At 67.5% G+C, this 16332-nt stretch carries 15 protein-coding genes; 7 read left to right on the forward strand and 8 right to left on the reverse strand.

The window, feature by feature from the left end; translation table 11 throughout:
- Nucleotide 1: 1 nt before the first annotated feature.
- From DMH03_RS29965 to DMH03_RS29980, 4 genes are all read left to right on the forward strand, one after another.
- Complete coding sequence (locus DMH03_RS29965) at nucleotides 2–1069, forward strand: ABC transporter ATP-binding protein (protein WP_125795310.1); 1068 nt, start codon at nucleotides 2–4, stop codon at nucleotides 1067–1069.
- Nucleotides 1066–2922, forward strand: coding sequence for a DUF5107 domain-containing protein (locus tag DMH03_RS29970; RefSeq protein WP_125795311.1), 1857 nt, complete (start codon nucleotides 1066–1068; stop codon nucleotides 2920–2922). The genes DMH03_RS29965 and DMH03_RS29970 overlap by 4 nt, the downstream gene beginning before the upstream one ends.
- 126 nt (nucleotides 2923–3048) lie before the next feature.
- Nucleotides 3049–3834 (forward strand): DeoR/GlpR family DNA-binding transcription regulator, encoded by a 786-nt coding sequence (locus tag DMH03_RS29975; RefSeq protein ID WP_125795312.1) that lies wholly within the window; start codon nucleotides 3049–3051, stop codon nucleotides 3832–3834.
- Nucleotides 3835–4049: 215 nt separating this feature from the next.
- Nucleotides 4050–7184 (forward strand): TIM-barrel domain-containing protein, encoded by a 3135-nt coding sequence (locus tag DMH03_RS29980; RefSeq protein ID WP_233611712.1) that lies wholly within the window; start codon nucleotides 4050–4052, stop codon nucleotides 7182–7184.
- 446 nt (nucleotides 7185–7630) lie between these two features.
- Here the strand turns inward: DMH03_RS29980 and DMH03_RS29985 are convergent, their stop codons facing one another.
- Nucleotides 7631–8272, reverse strand: a complete 642-nt coding sequence (locus tag DMH03_RS29985) for an FMN-dependent NADH-azoreductase (protein WP_125795313.1) — start codon at nucleotides 8270–8272, stop codon at nucleotides 7631–7633.
- An 83-nt stretch (nucleotides 8273–8355) separates the two neighbouring features.
- Here DMH03_RS29985 and DMH03_RS29990 point away from each other — a divergent pair, with 83 nt between their 5' ends.
- The gene (locus DMH03_RS29990; RefSeq protein ID WP_125795314.1) at nucleotides 8356–8835 is read left to right on the forward strand and encodes a MarR family winged helix-turn-helix transcriptional regulator; all 480 of its coding nucleotides are present in this window, start codon (nucleotides 8356–8358) and stop codon (nucleotides 8833–8835) included.
- Here the strand turns inward: DMH03_RS29990 and DMH03_RS29995 are convergent.
- Together DMH03_RS29995 and DMH03_RS30000 are read right to left on the reverse strand one after the other, a co-directional pair.
- Nucleotides 8832–9134, reverse strand: coding sequence for a DUF6506 family protein (locus DMH03_RS29995; RefSeq protein ID WP_125795315.1), 303 nt, complete (start codon nucleotides 9132–9134; stop codon nucleotides 8832–8834). The two genes, DMH03_RS29990 and DMH03_RS29995, sit on opposite strands and share 4 nt — an antisense overlap.
- Before the next feature lie 141 nt (nucleotides 9135–9275).
- A complete protein-coding gene (locus DMH03_RS30000; RefSeq protein WP_125795316.1) occupies nucleotides 9276–10097 on the reverse strand; it encodes a LysR family transcriptional regulator in 822 nt (273 codons plus the stop codon).
- A 38-nt stretch (nucleotides 10098–10135) separates the two neighbouring features.
- Here DMH03_RS30000 and DMH03_RS30005 point away from each other — a divergent pair, with 38 nt between their 5' ends.
- Both DMH03_RS30005 and DMH03_RS30010 read left to right on the forward strand, forming a co-directional pair.
- A complete protein-coding gene (locus tag DMH03_RS30005) occupies nucleotides 10136–10585 on the forward strand; it encodes an ATP-binding protein (RefSeq protein WP_125795317.1) in 450 nt (149 codons plus the stop codon).
- Entirely contained in the window at nucleotides 10582–11115 is a 534-nt protein-coding gene (locus tag DMH03_RS30010; protein ID WP_125795318.1) for a hypothetical protein, read from the forward strand. The genes DMH03_RS30005 and DMH03_RS30010 overlap by 4 nt, the downstream gene beginning before the upstream one ends.
- 44 nt (nucleotides 11116–11159) lie before the next feature.
- Here the strand turns inward: DMH03_RS30010 and DMH03_RS30015 are convergent, their stop codons facing one another.
- The 5 genes from DMH03_RS30015 to DMH03_RS30035 form a co-directional block, all read right to left on the reverse strand.
- Nucleotides 11160–11873: an ABC transporter ATP-binding protein gene (locus DMH03_RS30015; protein ID WP_125783240.1), complete on the reverse strand. Its 714-nt coding sequence runs from the start codon at nucleotides 11871–11873 to the stop codon at nucleotides 11160–11162.
- Nucleotides 11863–12636, reverse strand: a complete 774-nt coding sequence (locus DMH03_RS30020; RefSeq protein WP_125795319.1) for an ABC transporter ATP-binding protein — start codon at nucleotides 12634–12636, stop codon at nucleotides 11863–11865. Before DMH03_RS30020 ends, DMH03_RS30015 begins: the two co-directional genes overlap by 11 nt.
- Nucleotides 12633–13763, reverse strand: coding sequence for a branched-chain amino acid ABC transporter permease (locus tag DMH03_RS30025; RefSeq protein ID WP_125795320.1), 1131 nt, complete (start codon nucleotides 13761–13763; stop codon nucleotides 12633–12635). The genes DMH03_RS30020 and DMH03_RS30025 overlap by 4 nt, the downstream gene beginning before the upstream one ends.
- A complete protein-coding gene (locus tag DMH03_RS30030) occupies nucleotides 13760–14731 on the reverse strand; it encodes a branched-chain amino acid ABC transporter permease (RefSeq protein ID WP_125795321.1) in 972 nt (323 codons plus the stop codon). The genes DMH03_RS30025 and DMH03_RS30030 overlap by 4 nt, the downstream gene beginning before the upstream one ends.
- Nucleotides 14732–14845: 114 nt before the next feature.
- Nucleotides 14846–16000, reverse strand: coding sequence for a branched-chain amino acid ABC transporter substrate-binding protein (locus DMH03_RS30035; protein ID WP_125795322.1), 1155 nt, complete (start codon nucleotides 15998–16000; stop codon nucleotides 14846–14848).
- Between the last annotated feature and the right edge of the window lie 332 nt (nucleotides 16001–16332).

Genomic DNA, 16332 nt, shown 5'->3' on the forward strand with positions numbered 1-16332 from the left:
GATGGCCACCGTGACCTTCTCCGACACCACCCGGTTCTACGCCGGAGTGGAACGTCCCGCGGTCGACGGCCTCGATCTCGAGGTCGCCGACGGCGAGTTCCTGGTGCTGGTCGGCCCGTCCGGCTGCGGGAAGTCGACCACGCTGCGGATGCTCGCCGGGCTGGAAGGCGTCGACGACGGCTCCATCCACATCGGCGATCGCGACGTCACCGAACTGCCGCCGAAGGAACGGGACATCGCGATGGTGTTCCAGAACTACGCGCTCTACCCGCATATGACGGTGGGGGAGAACATCGGCTTCCACCTGAAGCTGGCGAAAATGGCGAAGGCCGAACGCGAACGCAAGGTGCGCGAGGCCGCCGCCGTGCTCGACCTGACCGAGTACCTCGACCGCAAGCCCGCGAAGCTGTCCGGCGGCCAGCGGCAGCGCGTCGCGATGGGGCGCGCGATCGTGCGCGAGCCGAGTGTGTTCCTGATGGACGAACCACTGTCCAACTTGGACGCCAAACTCCGGGTGCAGACGCGGACGCAGATCGCTTCCCTGCAACGACGGCTGGGGATCACCACGCTCTACGTCACGCACGACCAGGTCGAGGCGATGACCATGGGCGACCGGGTCGCCGTGCTGAAGGACGGGATCCTGCAGCAGTGCGACACGCCCGTCGGGCTGTTCGCGAAGCCGGTCAACGTGTTCGTCGCCGGGTTCATCGGCTCGCCGGCGATGAACCTGCTGGAGACCACTGTGGACAGTGGTGGCGCCGTCGCCGGTGGCACGCGGCTGCCGCTGACCGCGGCGCAGCGGTCGGCGCTGGCCGGCCCCGGCATCGTCGTCGGTGTCCGGCCCGAGGGCTGGACGATCGGCGACGGCGGTTTCGAAGCCATCGTCGAGGTCGTCGAGGAACTGGGCAGCGACCAGTACCTCTACTGCCGGGACGGCGACCGCGTGCTGACCGTTCGCACGCCGGGGATGTCCCCGTGGCAGCGTGGCGAGCCGATCTCCCTGACCCCGCAACCGGGTGCGGTGCACCTGTTCGACGCCGCGACGGGTGACAGGCTCCCGGACGCATGACCCGCCTGTACCGCACCGGTCTGCTGCTCCCGGCCGCCGAGCTGGGGCCGGAGAACCCGTTGCCGCCGCTCCGGAAACCCGAAGCGGTGGCCAAGGTGTCCAATGTGGACGAGCTGCCACCGGACCTGGCGGAGAACATCGGCTACGGCCGTCTGGACACACCTTTGCCGTGCCTGCTTCAGGACGGCTACACCCGGGAGCGCACGGAACGCGAGCTCCCGGCGTTGGTGCTGGAGAACGACAAGCTGCGCGCCACGGTGCTGCCGTCGCTGGGCGGGCGGCTGTACTCGCTGGTCCACAAGCCGTCCGGACGCGAACTGCTCTACCGGAATCCGGTCTTCCAGCCCGCGAACCTCGCGCTGCGGGACGCGTGGTTCGCCGGCGGCGTCGAGTGGAACCTCGGGAGCACCGGGCATACGACGCTGACCTGCGAGCCGATGTTCGCCGCCGAGATCGAGGGCCCGGACGGCACGCCGGTGCTGCGGTTGTGGGAGTGGGAACGCACCCGCGACCTGCCGTACCAGATCGACTTCTGGCTGCCGGACGGGTCGGATCGGCTGCTCGTCGCCGTGCGGGTGCGGAACCCGCATCCCTACGACGTCCCGGTGTACTGGTGGTCGAACATCGCGGTGCCACAGAACGAAGGCACCCGCGTGCTGGCGCCCGCGACCCAGGCGTGGCACTACGGTTATTCGGGACGGCTCGACCTGGTCGGCGTCCCCGGCGAGCTGACCTATCCGGCCCGCGCCGAAGCCGCGGCGGACTACTTCTTCGAGGTGACCGGAAGGCCGTGGGTCGCTGCCGTCGAGGCGGACGGGACGGGGCTGGCCCAGCTGTCCACCGGCCGGTTGCGCGGCCGGAAACTGTTCCTGTGGGGCGAGTCCACCGGTGGGCGCCGCTGGCAGGAGTGGCTTGCCCCGGATGCCGGTGGCTACCTGGAGATCCAGGCCGGGCTGGCCCGCACTCAGCTGGAGCATCTGCGGTTGCCGCCTGGGGAGAGCTGGGACTGGCTGGAGGCCTATGGCCCGGTCACCGCGGATCCCGCGGCGGCGCACGGGGAAGACTGGGCGACGGCGTGTGAGGCCGTCGCCGCCGGTCTGCCGTCGGCGGAAGCCATGGACGAATACCACGACGACTGGCGGAAGATCGCCGACGTCACCCCGGAATCGTTCCTGGCCACCGGTTCCGGCTGGGGTGCGCTGGAGAACCGGCGCGCGCCGATGTGCCTGCCCGGTACGCCGTTCCCGGACGAATCGCTCGGGCCGGACCAGGAGCCCTGGCTCGCTCTGCTCGACGGGACGCCGCCGGACGGGGATCCGCTCGCCGTACCGCCGCCGACGCTGGTGAACAGGTACTGGGCGGATCTCATGGAGTACGCCCCGAAGAACTGGCTGACCTGGTATCACCGCGGTGTCGCGCACTGGGCGGCCGGACGGCATTCGGACGCGGTCCGCGCCTGGCGTGAATCGGTCTCGGTGGACGAGAACCCTTGGGCCCTGCGGAATCTCGCGGTCGCCACGGCCGGGCACGAGGCCGCCTGGCTGTACCGGCGAGCGGTCACTCTCGCGCCGTCGGTGCGGCCGCTGGTCGTCGAGGCGATCGCGGCGCAACTCGCGGCGGGCCTCCCGGAAGAGGCGAGTGCGCTGCTGGAGGGGCTTCCCCGGGAAGGGCGGATTGCCTTGCTGACCGCCCGCACCCTGCTCGCCCAAGGCGACGTCGCCGGGGCCAAGGCCGTGTACGACACCGGTTTCGAAGTCGCGAACATCAGGGAAGGGGAAACGTCTTTATCGGACACTTGGGCGGCGGTTTCGAACGAACCGCTGCCGGAACACCTTGACTTCCGGATGAAGTGAGCGGCCGGGCCACTCGACCGGCGTGCCGCTCGCGGCGGACAACCGCGATGCAGCATACTGCTCGAAACAGTGGCCAACAGCGCAACGTCATGCGCGATAGGCCGCAGCGAGCTAGGAGTGGCGCCGATGGCCCGGCACGAACGGCTGAGCACCCTGCTGGACCTGCTGGGGCAGCGGGAAAAGATCGACGTCGAGGACGTGGCCGAGGAGTTGAACGTCTCTGCGGCCACGATCCGGCGCGACCTCGATCATCTGGCGGAGCAGCAGTTGCTCACCCGCACCCGGGGTGGTGCGGTGGCCAACGACCTCGCCTACGACCTGCCGTTGCGCTACAAGACCGCGCGGCACGTGCCCGAGAAGCAGCGGATCAGCGTCGCCGCGGCGGCACTCGTGGCACAGGGCATGGTGGTCGGCCTCAACGGTGGGACGACCACGGCCGGGGTCGCGCGATCGCTGGCCACGCGGTCCGATCTGGCCAGTCTCCGTGATTCACCCGGGCTGACGGTGGTCACCAACGCGCTGAACATCGCGCACGAACTGGCGGTGCGGCCACACGTGAAGATCGTGGTCACCGGCGGGGTCGCGCGTCCGCAGTCGTTCGAGCTCAGTGGTCCGCTGGCCACCCGTGTCCTCAGCGAACTGACGATCGACCTGCTGTTCCTCGGCGTCGACGCGTTCGACGCGGACGCCGGCGCCTTCGCGCACCACGAAGGCGAGGCGAGTATCAACCGGCTGATGGTCGAGCGGGCCGAACGCGTCGTCGCGGTCGCCGACGGTTCGAAGCTGGGCCGCCGCGCGTTCGCGCGGATCTGCGCGACGCCGCAGGTGCACGCGCTGGTCACCGATTCGAACGCCGACCCGAAGGTACTGGCGGCGTTCGAGGCCGCCGGTGTCGAGGTCCAAGCCGTCTGACCGCTCCGCTCCCGAGTGTCATGAAAGGGTCGTTCAGGACAAAATATGTCCTGAACGACCCTTTCATGACATCCAGGGCGCGCACACCCGTTGCCCCATAAGGATCTTCGTACGACCCGACGAAAGTCGGCAGCACCGCTTCGGCGGATGACTTTGCGCGAACCGTGCGCTATACAGAGACCATCTTGCGTATTCATGCGCGAAAGGTGTCTCGAATGAGCAGAGTTGCGCAATCCCTGAGTTGTTTGGCCGCAGTGGCCTTACTCGGGCTTTCCCCGGTCGCCGCCCACGCCGATCCGGCCGCGGCGTCGTCCGGCAAACTGGGCGATCTGACCGGGATCTCCGGCGACGGCGCCACGGTCACCCTGAACTCGGGAAGCGCCGCGGTGCGCGTCAGCTTCCCGGCCGAAGGCGCCGTCCGGATCTGGCTGGCGCCGGACGGCACGTTCACCGATCCGGCCGGGAGCAAGATCGTGCTGCCGCGCACCGGCGAGCCGGTGACGCCGCAGAGGACCGACAAGGGGGACTACTGGGCGGTTTCCACTGCGAAGGCCACGCTGCGGGCGTACAAACACCCGTTGCGGCTCGCGTTGTACGACGGCGCGGACCGCAAGCGGCTCTGGGAGGAGTCGGCGCCGCTGTCCTGGACCGGCAAGCAGACCACGCAGACCCTGGCACGAACGGCGGCCGAGCAGTTCGTCGGCGGCGGTGAGCAGAACGGCCGGTTCAGCCACCGCGACCGGACGATCCGGATCTTCGCCGACTACAACTGGAACGACGGCGGGGCCCCGAATTCGCAGCCGTTCTACGCCTCCACGGCGGGATACGGCGTGCTGCGCAACACCTTCGCGCAAGGCACCTACGCCTTCACCGAGCCGGTGCGCACCACGCACGACGAGCGCCGGTTCGACGCGACGTATGTCGTCGGCGACGGGCTCAAGGACGTCATCACCGGCTACACCGATCTCGTCGGGAAACCATTCCTGCCACCGCTCTACGGTCTCGAACACGGCGACGCCGACTGCTACCTGCACAACGCCAACCGCGGCGAACGGCACACCCTGGACGCGGTGAAGGTCGCGGAGGGGTACACCGAGCACGGGATGCCCAACGGCTGGATGCTCGTCAACGACGGCTACGGCTGCGGGTACGAAAACCTCCAGCAGACCGGCGAAGGCCTCCGCAAGAACAACATGCAACTCGGGCTGTGGACCGAGAACGGCGTGCCGAACCAGGTCGAAGAGGTCAAGGCCGGGGTCCGGGTCCGCAAACTCGACGTCGCGTGGGTCGGCCCGGGATACCAATTCGCGCTGGACGCCTGCGACACCGCGCACAAGGGCATCGAGGACAACAGCGACGCGCGCGGTTTCGTCTGGACGCCGGTCAGCTGGGCGGGCGCGCAGCGCTGCGGCGTGCTGTGGAGCGGCGACCAGGCCGGTTCCTACGACTACATCAAGTGGCAGATCCCGACCTACGCCGGCGCCACGACGTCGGGGATCGCGTACAACACCGGCGACATCGACGGCATCTTCGGCGGCAGCCCGCAGACCTACGTCCGCGACCTGCAGTGGAAGGCGTTCCTGCCGGTCTCGATGACGATGGACGGCTGGGCCGCGTCGGACAAGCAGCCGTGGCGCCACGGCGAGCCGTACACCTCGATCAACCGCAAGTACCTGCTGCTCAAGGAGCGGCTGCTGCCCTACACCTACAGCCATTCGGTGGAGGCGCACAAGACCGGCGTCGGCCAGGTCCGCCCGCTGGCGCTCGAATACCCGGACGACCCGAACGTCTGGGGCGAGAAGGCGAAGTACGAGTTCCTGTCCGGCAAGGACTTCCTGGTCGCGCCGGTGTACGAGAACTCGACCGTGCGCAACGGCATCTACCTGCCGAAGGGCACCTGGGTCGACTACTGGAGCGGCAAGACCTACACCGGACCGACCACTGTGGACGGTTACGACGCACCGCTCGACACACTGCCGCTGTTCGTCCGCGCCGGGGCCGTGGTGCCGATGTGGGCCGAGGGCACGAAGTCGTGGCAGACCAGGGACAAGGGCGTGCTCGATCTCGACGTCTATCCGCAGGGCAAGGGTTCGTTCACGCTCACCGAGGACGACGGCGTGACTCGCGCCTACAAGAACGGCGATCAGGCGAAGCAGACGTTCACCGTCGACGCGCCGACGTCCGGACTGGGCACGGTGACGGTCGGGATCGGTGCCAGTTCCGGTTCCTACGCCGGGAAACCGGCGTCGCGGAACTACCAGCTGACCGTCCACACGGGAAGCAAGCCCGCGACCGTACTGGCCGGGACCTCGATCCTGCGGCAATACGGCAGCAAGGCCGAACTGGACGCGGCGGCGTCGGGCTGGTGGTTCGATCCGGCCGCCGGCGGGGTCGCGCGGGTCAAGACCGGCAAGATCGGTGCCGGTGACCGTCAGGACGTCCGGCTGTTCGGCACGAGCGCGGTCGGCGGGATCTTCCCCGAGGACCGCAACGGCTCGGTCGCCCTCTCCGTGCCGGCGGTCGCTGGTCCCGGGCAGACCGCGACGGGCACGCTGAGCTTCACCAACGGCACGCCGCTGCCGGTCCGGAACGTCAAGTTCTCCGTGCCCGCCAACGGATTCCGCGCCGAGGTACCGGCCGGGCCGCGACTGGTGATGCCCGGCGAGACCGTGCGGGTCCCGGTGAAGGTGACCCCGGACGCGGGAATCAAACCGGACGACTACCAGCTCACCGCGTCGGCGTCGTACCAGGCGCGGCTCGGGGAGAATCGGGTCACCGACTCGGTGACGGTCACCGTGCCGCACGCTTCGCTGGCCGCGGCCTATGGCAATGTCGGCGTCACCGACGCGGCCCACGTCGCGGTGGGGGACATCGACGGCGGTGGCAGCAGTTTCCGCGCGGAAGGGCTCGCCGAAGCCGGTCTCAAACCCGGTGCCGGCTTCTCCGCACTCGGTGCTCAGCTCACCTGGCCGCAAACCGGTACCGGGCAGAAGGACAACGTCCTCGCGTCCGGCCAGACCATCGCGGTGCGAGGAACGGGCGCCAAGCTGGTGTTGGCGGGAACCGGTACGGGCACGGCGAAGGGCACTGTCGTCGTCCGCTATGCCGACGGTAGTACCAGTCAGGCCGAACTCGGATTCCCCAACTGGTGCTGCGCCGATCCGGCCCAGTACGGCGCGACCACGGTGGCGACCGTGCTGGGCAAGAACACCCGCGCGGGGGCGGCGTATCCGACCACGCCGTACCGGGTGTTCGCGAACTCCGTCCCGCTGACCGCGGGGAAGGAGGTCGTCGCGGTGACCTTGCCGTCGAACACCGCGATGCACGTGTTCGCCGCGGGCATCGGCTGAGTCCTCGTGAGTGGTAAGGGCGGCTAGGGACAAAGTGGCTGTCGTGTCGTCCATCCAGTCACGCGTGTCGTCCGCCGGATCACGTGTGTCGTCCGATCAGTCACGTGACATCGCCGATGTTGGACCTTGTGAGTAGTGAGGACGTTAGAGCCAAGGGTGGCTTAGGTACCTACGTGGTCCCGGCTGCGGTTGGTGCCAGGCCCGGTCCGTGAAGGCCTCCTTGAGGGACCCAGAGTCCCTCAAGGAGGCCTTCACGGACTCGATAACCGCCACATTCGCCCCACAAGCACCATCAGCCACAACAGTCACAACGGTGGCGCGTGAAGGCCCCCTTCCCTCGGCTCAGCCGAGGAAACCCGACCTTCACACCTTCCCCAGTACATGAAGGCTAGGTACAGGAAGGGGTCCTTCATGTACCTGAGGCGAGCAAGGTCACTGGTGCCGAGTCAGGCTGCGACGGGTACCCACAGCGCGTCGATGACGCGTTCGGCCTCGGCTTGGCTGGCCTCGGCCAGCGGAATGAGGTCCGCCATCGCCGGGTTGGTCTTCGCCATGGTCAGCTCGGCGGTGACGAACCGCGGTTCGAGGCCGGTCAGCGAGACGCCGTGCGGGATCCACGACTGCGCGTGGTCCCACCCTTCGCGCGGGGTGCCTTCGCCGTATCCGCCGCCGCGTGAGGTCACGACGATGAAGTCGCGGTCGCCGAGCAGGCCTTCCCTGGTCTCGGCGTCGAGCGTCAGCCCGGGCACGATCAGGTGGTCGACCCAGGCCTTGACCGTGCTCGGCGGGCCGAAGTTGTACAGCGGCAGGCCCAGCAGGATCGTGTCGGCCGCCTTCACCTCGTCGACCAGTTCCGTGATGAGCCGCCACGCCGCGGCCTGCTCCGGGGTGTGCTGCTCCGGCGGCACGAACTTGGCGGTGTTGGCCGCCGCGCCCAGATGTGGCAGCGGGTCGGCGCCCAGGTCGCGGTAGGTGACGGTGCCCTCCGGATGCGCGGCGCGCCACGTGGCCGCCGCCCGCGCGGTGAGGCGGCGGCTGGTCGAGTGCTCGCCCGTGATGCTCGAGTCGATGTGCAGCAGGTTCGTCATGTCTATTATCTTGCACAGATAGTTAGTGTAACGCAAACCATTGATGCTGTGGCGGTCATCATGAGGGAACGTACACTTGACGAGTGCCCGAACTCCCGGTCGTGAACCAGCCCCCGCATCGCTGCGGCGCGCTGCTCGACCACGTCACCCGCCGGATCCGGCTGCGCAGCGAGTCCGTCCTGACGCCGCTCGGTCTGCGGCCCCGGCATCTCGTCGCACTGACCGTGCTGCGCGACCTGGGCGGCTGCTCGCAGCAGGACCTCGCGAAGACGCTGGAGATGGACAGCACGAACGTCGTCGGGCTGTTGAACGACCTCGAGTCCGCGAACCTGATCGAACGCAGGCGGTCACCGGAGGACCGGCGGCGGCACATCGTCGAACTCACCGACGTCGGCGCCAAGCAACTCGCCAAGGCCGAGTTCGCCCTCGCCGCCGTCGAGGACGAGGTGCTCGGAGCGCTCGACAAGGATCAGCGCGAGACGCTGTACACCCTGCTGTACCAGGCGACCAGCCGGACCGAGCCCGCCGCCTGCGTCGACGCCGCACACCTCGAGGACTGCTAGGCCCCGAGCTCGAACAGGTCGTGAAGCTGCTTCGTGGCCTCGGCGCCGTACATGACGCTTCCGACCGGGACCTCGCTTCCCACCGCGTCGATCACCCGTGCCGTCCATACCGGACCGAACGCGCCGCACAGCTCGATCAGCTGCGCCCCTTCGTCGACCAGTCGCCGGGCAGCGGTGACGACCTGGTCCACGCGGCCGACCCCGATCAGCACCGTCAGGCATTCCCCACTGTCCACACGGGACACATCGCGTGCCGGGTCGCAACCATCGGCCAAGTACACGAAACCCCACTGTCGCATGACATTCCTCCTCCGTTGACGGGCACCCTGAGGTAACCGCGAGACGGAGGACGCTGTCCACGAGGCGGATCCGAACGGCCGTTCGGGATCACCGAAGAGGCGACGTCCAGCGGGCGGCGCGGAGAACCGATGTGGGCGCTGTCATACCAATGCCGCGATCCGATCCGAAGACTCATGTGCCGGGTCCCAGACGAGCGCGTGCTGGACGACAGGCGCCTCCCGCAACGCCAGCCAGCGCAGACCTTCGGCCGGTTCCTCCCTGGGACGCAAGGCGACGACGTCACCGCCGTGCCGCAATTCGGCGACGAACAACGACCGCCGGGGCGGCCCGGCGCGCACCTGAGCCGGCCGCCAGCCCGCCGCGGCGCAGTCCGCGAGGAGCGCGTCGTGATAGCCCGGAGCCAGCTTTCGTTCGTACAGAAGGAGGTCCAGCCCGGTGAGGTCCTCCCAACCCACGTCCTCGGACCGTGCCAGCGGATGAGCGTCGGAGACGAGTACTCCCAACGGCCTCTCGCTCACGACGACGACCCGCAGGCCGTCCACGTCTTCCGGCAGGGCGAGCAGACCGGCGTCGAGCGCACCTCGGCGGAGGAGTTCGAGCTGCCGTGTGGCGGAGACGTCGTCGATCTCCGCCCCTTTCGAGTACAGGGCGGGGAGCACGGACGGCGGCGCGCCCGGTGTCACGCCGATGCGGAGCGGCCGGTCCACGGTGTCGCGGACGGCCCGCGCGCCGAGATCGGCCTCCTCCAGCATCCGATGGGCGTGGGGGAGCAACGCCAGCGCGGCGGCGGTGGGCGTCATCCCCGCCTGGGTGCGGACGAACAGGGTCGCGTCCAGTTCCCGTTCCAAGGCGATGATCTGCTGGCTGAGCGACGACGCCCGGATGCCGAGGCGCTCCGCGGCGCGGGTGAGATGCCCTTCCTCGGCGACGGCACACAGATATCGAAGACGTCGTAACTCCACAGCCGCAGAGTAGCTCCGGACCAGGCAGAATCGGCGGGGTGAGTGACGCAGACGCCCGATGGCGCAACACCACGCACGACTGGGCCGGTTCGGTCGATGCCGAGCATTTGGCGCTGGTCCGCCCGAACCCCGAAGAGTTCGCCCCCGGTGGAGTCGCGCACCTTGTCCTCGAAGTGCTTGCCTATGCGGCCGAGGAGGCCGAAAGCACGGGTGGCGGGCATGCCACCGTGACGGTCCACCCCGACGGTTCGGTCTCCGTGGCGGACGACGGACGAGGTACCGCCACCCGCGCGGACGGGAATGGCGGGTTCGTGAAGAAGCCGGTCATGTCGACCAAGGATCTGCGCTTTTTCGACTTCCCCGCGCCGATCGCCGACGACGGTACGACCGGCACGACGGTGCGTTTCCTGCCAGGGGAGGAGATCGGCCCGATACGACTGCCGGAGGTCGACGGTTGGCCACACCTGAGGGTGGAGTGCGCCCGATGAGAAAGTGCCTGACAGCGGCGGCTTCGGTCCTGTTCCTGCTCGCGGGGTGCTCCGCCGAGCAAGAACAACCGCCCGCCAAACCCGTCTACGACCTCCCCGCCCGCGAGGTCCGCCCGGACGAGACCGCCCTGCACTTGCCACCGGCGACGAACGGGGAGACCGAGTTCGCGGTGATCGGACTCGCCGCCGGGCTCCCCAGCCTCGCCGGCAGCCACGCCGAGTTCGACGCCAAGGGACAGTTCGTCCGGCTCCGGCTGGTGGTCACCGGGAAAGGTGTGTCCGGGATCCTCTTCGACACCCGGCGCCAGCAACTGGTGACCGATTCCGGCGCGGTGATCGCGGTCGACAACCAGGCGATGACGATCAAACGGCAGCCGGACAAGTTCGAGCTCGGGCGCGGCGTGCGGGTCGAGTTCGATCTCTACTTCGATCTCCCCAAGGAGGCGAAACCCGCGGCGCTGCGGGCTTTCGGCGGCCCGACGCTGACCGACATGAAGAACGTCACCGGCACGGACATCAAGCTGGGATGAGAAAGGGCCCCGCCGCGAAAGCGACGGGGCCCTTTCGAAAGGCGTCAGACGCCCAGGTCACCACCGAGGTAGGCGGCCCGCACCTGCGGGTCGTCCAGCAGCTCGGCACCGCGGGCGCTCTTGACCACTTGACCGGTCTCCAGCACGTACGCGCGGTCGGAGAGTTTCAGCGCCTGTTGCGCGTTCTGCTCCACCAGCAGGACCGTGGTCCCACGCTTGTTGATCTCGCGGATGATGTCGAAGATCTGCGCGATCAGCATCGGCGCCAGACCCATGGACGGCTCGTCGAGCAGCAGCACCTTGGGCTTGGTCATCAGCGCGCGGCCGATGGCGATCATCTGCTGCTCGCCACCGGACATCGTGCCGCCGAACTGGGTCTTGCGTTCGTTGAGCCGCGGGAACAGCTCGTAGACCTCGTCGAGGTCGGCCTTCAGGTCGTCCTTGCGGGTGTAGGCACCCATCAGGAGGTTTTCCTGCACCGTCATACCGGGGAACACGCCCCGGCCTTCCGGTGACTGGCCGATCCCGAGTTCGACCCGTTTGTGACCGGGGGTCTTCGAGATGTCCTTGCCGTCGAAGAGGATCCGGCCGCTGGTGAGCGGACGCAGCCCCGAGATCGTCTTCAGCGTCGTGGTCTTGCCGGCGCCGTTGGCCCCGATGAGCGAAACGATCTCGCCCTCGCCGACCTCGATGGTCATTCCCTTGAGCGCGGCGATCTTCCCGTAGTGGACGTTGATGTCCTGAACCTCAAGAAGCATCTTCCGCCACCCCCAGGTAAGCCTCGATCACCTTCTGGTTGTTCTGCACCTCGTGGGGGAGCCCTTCTGCGATCTTCTGGCCGAAGTCGAGCACGGCCAGCCGGTCGCTGATGTGCATGACCAGGCTCATGTCGTGCTCGATGAGCAGCACGGTACGGCCGTCGTCACGGATCTTGCGGATCAGCTGCTGCAGCGAGTTCTTCTCCGCCGGGTTCATCCCGGCGGCGGGCTCGTCGAGCAGCAGCAGCTTCGGGTCGGTCGCGAGCGCACGCGCGATCTCCAGACGGCGCTGGTCGCCGTAGGAGAGGTTCTTCGCGGTGTTGTTCTCGACCCGGCCGATCCCGACGAAGTCCAGCAGCTCCCTCGCCAGCTCGCGGCCCCGCTTCTCTTCGCTGCGGTGCCTCGGCAGGCCGAGTGTCGCCGAAATCGCGCCGGTCTTGTGGTGCGAATCGGCACCGACCATCACGTTCTCGAGCGCCGACATGTTGTGGAACAGCCGGATGTTCTGGAACGTGCGCGCGATCCCGGCCTGGTTGATCTTGAACCGCTTCGTCCCGTCGACCCGGGTGTCGCCGAAGCGCACCTGGCCTTCGGTCGGCCGGTAGACGCCGGTGACCACGTTGAACACGGTGGTCTTTCCCGCGCCGTTCGGGCCGATCAGGGCGAAGATCTCACCCTGGTTGATGGTGAGGTTGACTTCCTTCAGGGCCGTGACACCGCCGAAGCGCATCGTCACGTTGTCGAACTCGAGCAGTGCGCTCATTTCGTCACCTCCGCCGAAGCCTCGGAATCCGGACCCGCGACTTCGGCGCCCATGGCACCCATCCCGCCCGTTCCTTCGTGTAGTTCCGCCTTGCGCTGCCGCGAAGGCAGCAGACCCTCCGGCCGCAGCGCCATCATCAGCACCAGCACACCACCGAAGATCAGGATGCGGTACTCGGACAGGAACCGGAACCGCTCCGGAAGCCAGGCCACCAGGAAGGCGCCGAGCATGACACCGGGCAGGTTGCCCGCACCACCGAGCACCACGGCCGCGAGGATGGTCGCGGACAGGATGAACGGGAAGTTGTTCGGCTCGATGAAGACGGCCTTGCTGGCGTAGATCACACCGGCCATACCGCCGAGCATGGCGCCGATGGCGAACGCCAGCAGTTTGAACTTGAACGTCGGGACGCCCATCAACTCGGCGGCGTCCTCGTCCTCGCGGATGGCCGCCCACGCCCGTCCGACGCGGCTCTTGTGCAGCCGTACCGAGAAGATGATCGCGATCACGATCGCCGCGAGGATCAGGTAGTAGTACGGCGCCGGGTCGAGCAGGAACTCGGTCCCGAACATCGGCTCCGGGTGCGGGATGTTGGTGATACCGCGGGCGCCACCGATGGCGTCGGTGTTCGTCGCGGTGATCCGGACGATCTCACCGAAGCCGAGGGTCACGATGGCCAGGTAGTCACCGCGCAGCCGGAGCGTCGGAGCGCCGAGGATCACCCCCGACATCGCCGCCAGGAAGATGCCGAGCACGAGCGTGCCCCAGAATCCCCAGCCGTGCAGGGTGCCCATCACGGCGAGCGTGTAGGCGCCGATCGCGAAGAACGCGACGAAACCGAGGTCGAGCATGCCCGCGTGACCGACGACGATGTTCAGGCCGATCGCCAGCAGGATGTACACCCCGACCGGGAAGATCAGGACCGTGGTCCAGTCCGATTCCGGCGACATGATCGAGCCGATCGCCGGCGCGGGAAGGATCAGTGCGCCGATGATCAGGGCAAGGTACACGCCATAACGTTGCCAATGCGGGGCGCGTGCCCACCAATCCCGCATGCCGTCGACGGGGTGAAACCCGGCGCGCGCGGGCTTTCCGTTTTCTGTAGACACTTCTTCGTTGCCCTTCATGCGCGTGCCCGCTGCAGCGATTCACCGAGGATGCCGGTGGGTCGGAACATCAGGACCAGCACCAAAACCACGAAGGCGGTGACGTCCTTCCAAGCTGAACCGAAGAAGATGGAACTCCAGTTCTCCACCAGGCCGAGCACGATGCCACCGAGTAGGGCACCGCGCAGGTTGCCGATACCGCCGAGCACGGCCGCGGTGAACGCCTTGATGCCGAGGAGGAAGCCGATGCGGTAATCGGTGTTCTCGTACTCCATGACGTACAGCGCCGCGGCGACACCGGCCATCGCGCCACCGAGCAGGAAGGTGAGACGCACGATCTTGTCGATGCTGACGCCCATCAGCACGGCGGCTTCGGGATCCTGCGCCGTGGCGCGGATACCTCGGCCGATGCGGGTGCGGCTGACCAGCTGGTCGAGGACGACCATCATGATCACGGCACCGACGACGACGAACACGTGGTCCGTGCGGACCACACCGTTGCCGATGTGGAACAGCGGGTCGTGCGGGATGAACCGCGGCGCGTTCTGTTGCACACGGCCGGATTTGTCCGTGATCCATTCGATGATCTCGAGGCCGAACAGCTCCTGCAGGAACAGCGAGGCGCCGATGGCGGAGATCAGGGCGGCGAGCCGGGTCGCGCCCTTCTTGCGGAGCGGCCGGTACGCCACTTGCTCCAGCAGGACCGCCGCACCGCCGGACACGGCGGCCGAAGCGATGATGATCAGCAGCAGTACCGCGATCATCCCGAACACGCCGAGCGTGATCGGGGCGGTGCCGCCCGCGATGGTGATCAGGACGAACAGGGACGTGACCGTCCCGATCATGAAGATTTCGGAATGCGCGAAGTTGATGAGCCGGAGTACGCCGTAGACCATTGTGTAGCCGAGGGCGATGAGGGCGTAGATGCTTCCGGCGACCAGTCCGCCGATGGTGCTACCGAGGAACTGGGCTTGCAGATCTTGAAGCATGACGTGGATGCCTTACGGGACGGGGCGAGGATTTCTTTCGCCACATTTGCGGGAAGCGGGGGTGCTGTGTTCGCACAGCGCCCCCGCTTCCGTTAGGTGTTCCTATCTGCTCCGTCAGCCGTTGAGCTTGGCTTCGGTCGAGACGCCGAGGTTCTTGAGGACGCCACCGGTGACCTGGTAGATGTTGATCGCGTCCGTCGACGGTTCGCCGTTCTCCTTGAACTTGATCTGCTTCGAGGCACCCTTGAAGTCGATCGTCTTGAGGGCCTCGTTGATCTTCTCCGAGGTGGTGGCCCCCGCCTTGACCGCGTTGATGATGGCGGTCGCGGCGTCGTAGCCCTCGCTCGAGTAGATCGCCGGGTCGACGTTGTACGCGGCCTTGTACTTGGTGCTGAACTCGTCGGTGGAGCCGGCGTCCGGGATGTTGCAGGGGCAGCCGACGACGGCCTTCTCGGCGGCCGCGGCACCCGCACCGCTGACCAGCTGGGCGTCGAGCGAACCGTCACCGGTGGCGAAGGTGGCGGTCACGCCGCCGTCACGCAGCTGCTTGAGCAGACGGCCACCCTGGGCGTAGTAGCCACCGAAGAGGATGATGTCCGGGTTCGCGGCCTTGACCTTCTGCACGGTCGAGGAATAGTCCGACGCGTCCTTGGCGAACTTGTCGCGCTCGGCCGGGACGTTCTTCTCCTTCAAGGTCTTCTCGAAGTTGTCGGCCAGGCCGACACTGTATTCCTGGTCGTCCGAGATGATGTAGGCCTTCTTGGGCGACTTCGCCGTGATGAGGAAGTTGGCGATGGCCGGGCCCTGGCTGGCGTCGCTCGCGACGACGCGGTGCCAGTACTTCCATCCGTTCGAGGACAGACCCGCGTTGGTGGCCGACGGCGAGACGCTCGGGATCTTGTTCTGCTCCAGCTGTCCGCCGATGGCCTTCGACTCACCGGAGAAGGCCGGGCCGATCAGCGCGGTGATCTTGTCCTGGCCGACGGCGGTCGCGATCAGCGACGTCGCCTGCTCGGGCTTGCCCTGGCTGTCGTACTCCTTCAGTTCCAGCTTCGTCGCCGGGTTCGTCTTGTTGTACTCGTCGATAGCGAGCTTCGCGCCGTTGCGGGGCGGGATCACGATCCCGGAGTTCTCACCGGTGAGGTCACCCATGAACCCGATCTTCAGCGTGCTGCTGTCACCGCTGCCGGACGAGCTGCTGCCGCCGGCACAGCCCGCCAGCGCCAGCGACGCAGCCGCCGCGACGGCGAAAACCCGTCCAAAACGCACTCCTGACACCGACTACCTCCCATGACCAACCAGCCGCCGGTAGGCGTTGCCCCCGACACAGGGGCTAGGTTAGGGCAGGAAGATATCCCCCTACGCCATGATCTGCCCAGACGCCCATCACTCTGTGTCCACATCGTGACGGTCGAAACCAGAACGAATTGCACGAAAAGGCGAATGTTGCCGGTTGGCGAGTCTCCGCTGGTCACGCTGGGGATTCACCGGTACCACGTCGATCATGCTCGTGGGTAATGATCATGTTTCGGCCGCGTATCTTGCGCTTTTTCAGCACCTTCGTGGGCGGCCGTTCGTCGTAGCAATGCTGCCCCAAAGGG

This window comes from Amycolatopsis sp. WAC 01376, from assembly GCF_003947415.1.
Classification (GTDB): Bacteria; Actinomycetota; Actinomycetes; order Mycobacteriales; family Pseudonocardiaceae; genus Amycolatopsis.

Coding starts and splice junctions, on each gene's coding strand:
- DMH03_RS29965 (WP_125795310.1), top strand. CDS start 2: ATGGCCACCGTGACCTTCTCCGACACCACCCGGTTCTACGCCGGAGTG.
- DMH03_RS29970 (WP_125795311.1), top strand. CDS start 1,066: ATGACCCGCCTGTACCGCACCGGTCTGCTGCTCCCGGCCGCCGAGCTG.
- DMH03_RS29975 (WP_125795312.1), top strand. CDS start 3,049: ATGGCCCGGCACGAACGGCTGAGCACCCTGCTGGACCTGCTGGGGCAG.
- DMH03_RS29980 (WP_233611712.1), top strand. CDS start 4,050: ATGAGCAGAGTTGCGCAATCCCTGAGTTGTTTGGCCGCAGTGGCCTTA.
- DMH03_RS29985 (WP_125795313.1), bottom strand. CDS start 8,272: ATGACGAACCTGCTGCACATCGACTCGAGCATCACGGGCGAGCACTCG.
- DMH03_RS29995 (WP_125795315.1), bottom strand. CDS start 9,134: ATGCGACAGTGGGGTTTCGTGTACTTGGCCGATGGTTGCGACCCGGCA.
- DMH03_RS30010 (WP_125795318.1), top strand. CDS start 10,582: ATGAGAAAGTGCCTGACAGCGGCGGCTTCGGTCCTGTTCCTGCTCGCG.
- DMH03_RS30015 (WP_125783240.1), bottom strand. CDS start 11,873: ATGCTTCTTGAGGTTCAGGACATCAACGTCCACTACGGGAAGATCGCC.
- DMH03_RS30020 (WP_125795319.1), bottom strand. CDS start 12,636: ATGAGCGCACTGCTCGAGTTCGACAACGTGACGATGCGCTTCGGCGGT.
- DMH03_RS30025 (WP_125795320.1), bottom strand. CDS start 13,763: ATGAAGGGCAACGAAGAAGTGTCTACAGAAAACGGAAAGCCCGCGCGC.
- DMH03_RS30030 (WP_125795321.1), bottom strand. CDS start 14,731: ATGCTTCAAGATCTGCAAGCCCAGTTCCTCGGTAGCACCATCGGCGGA.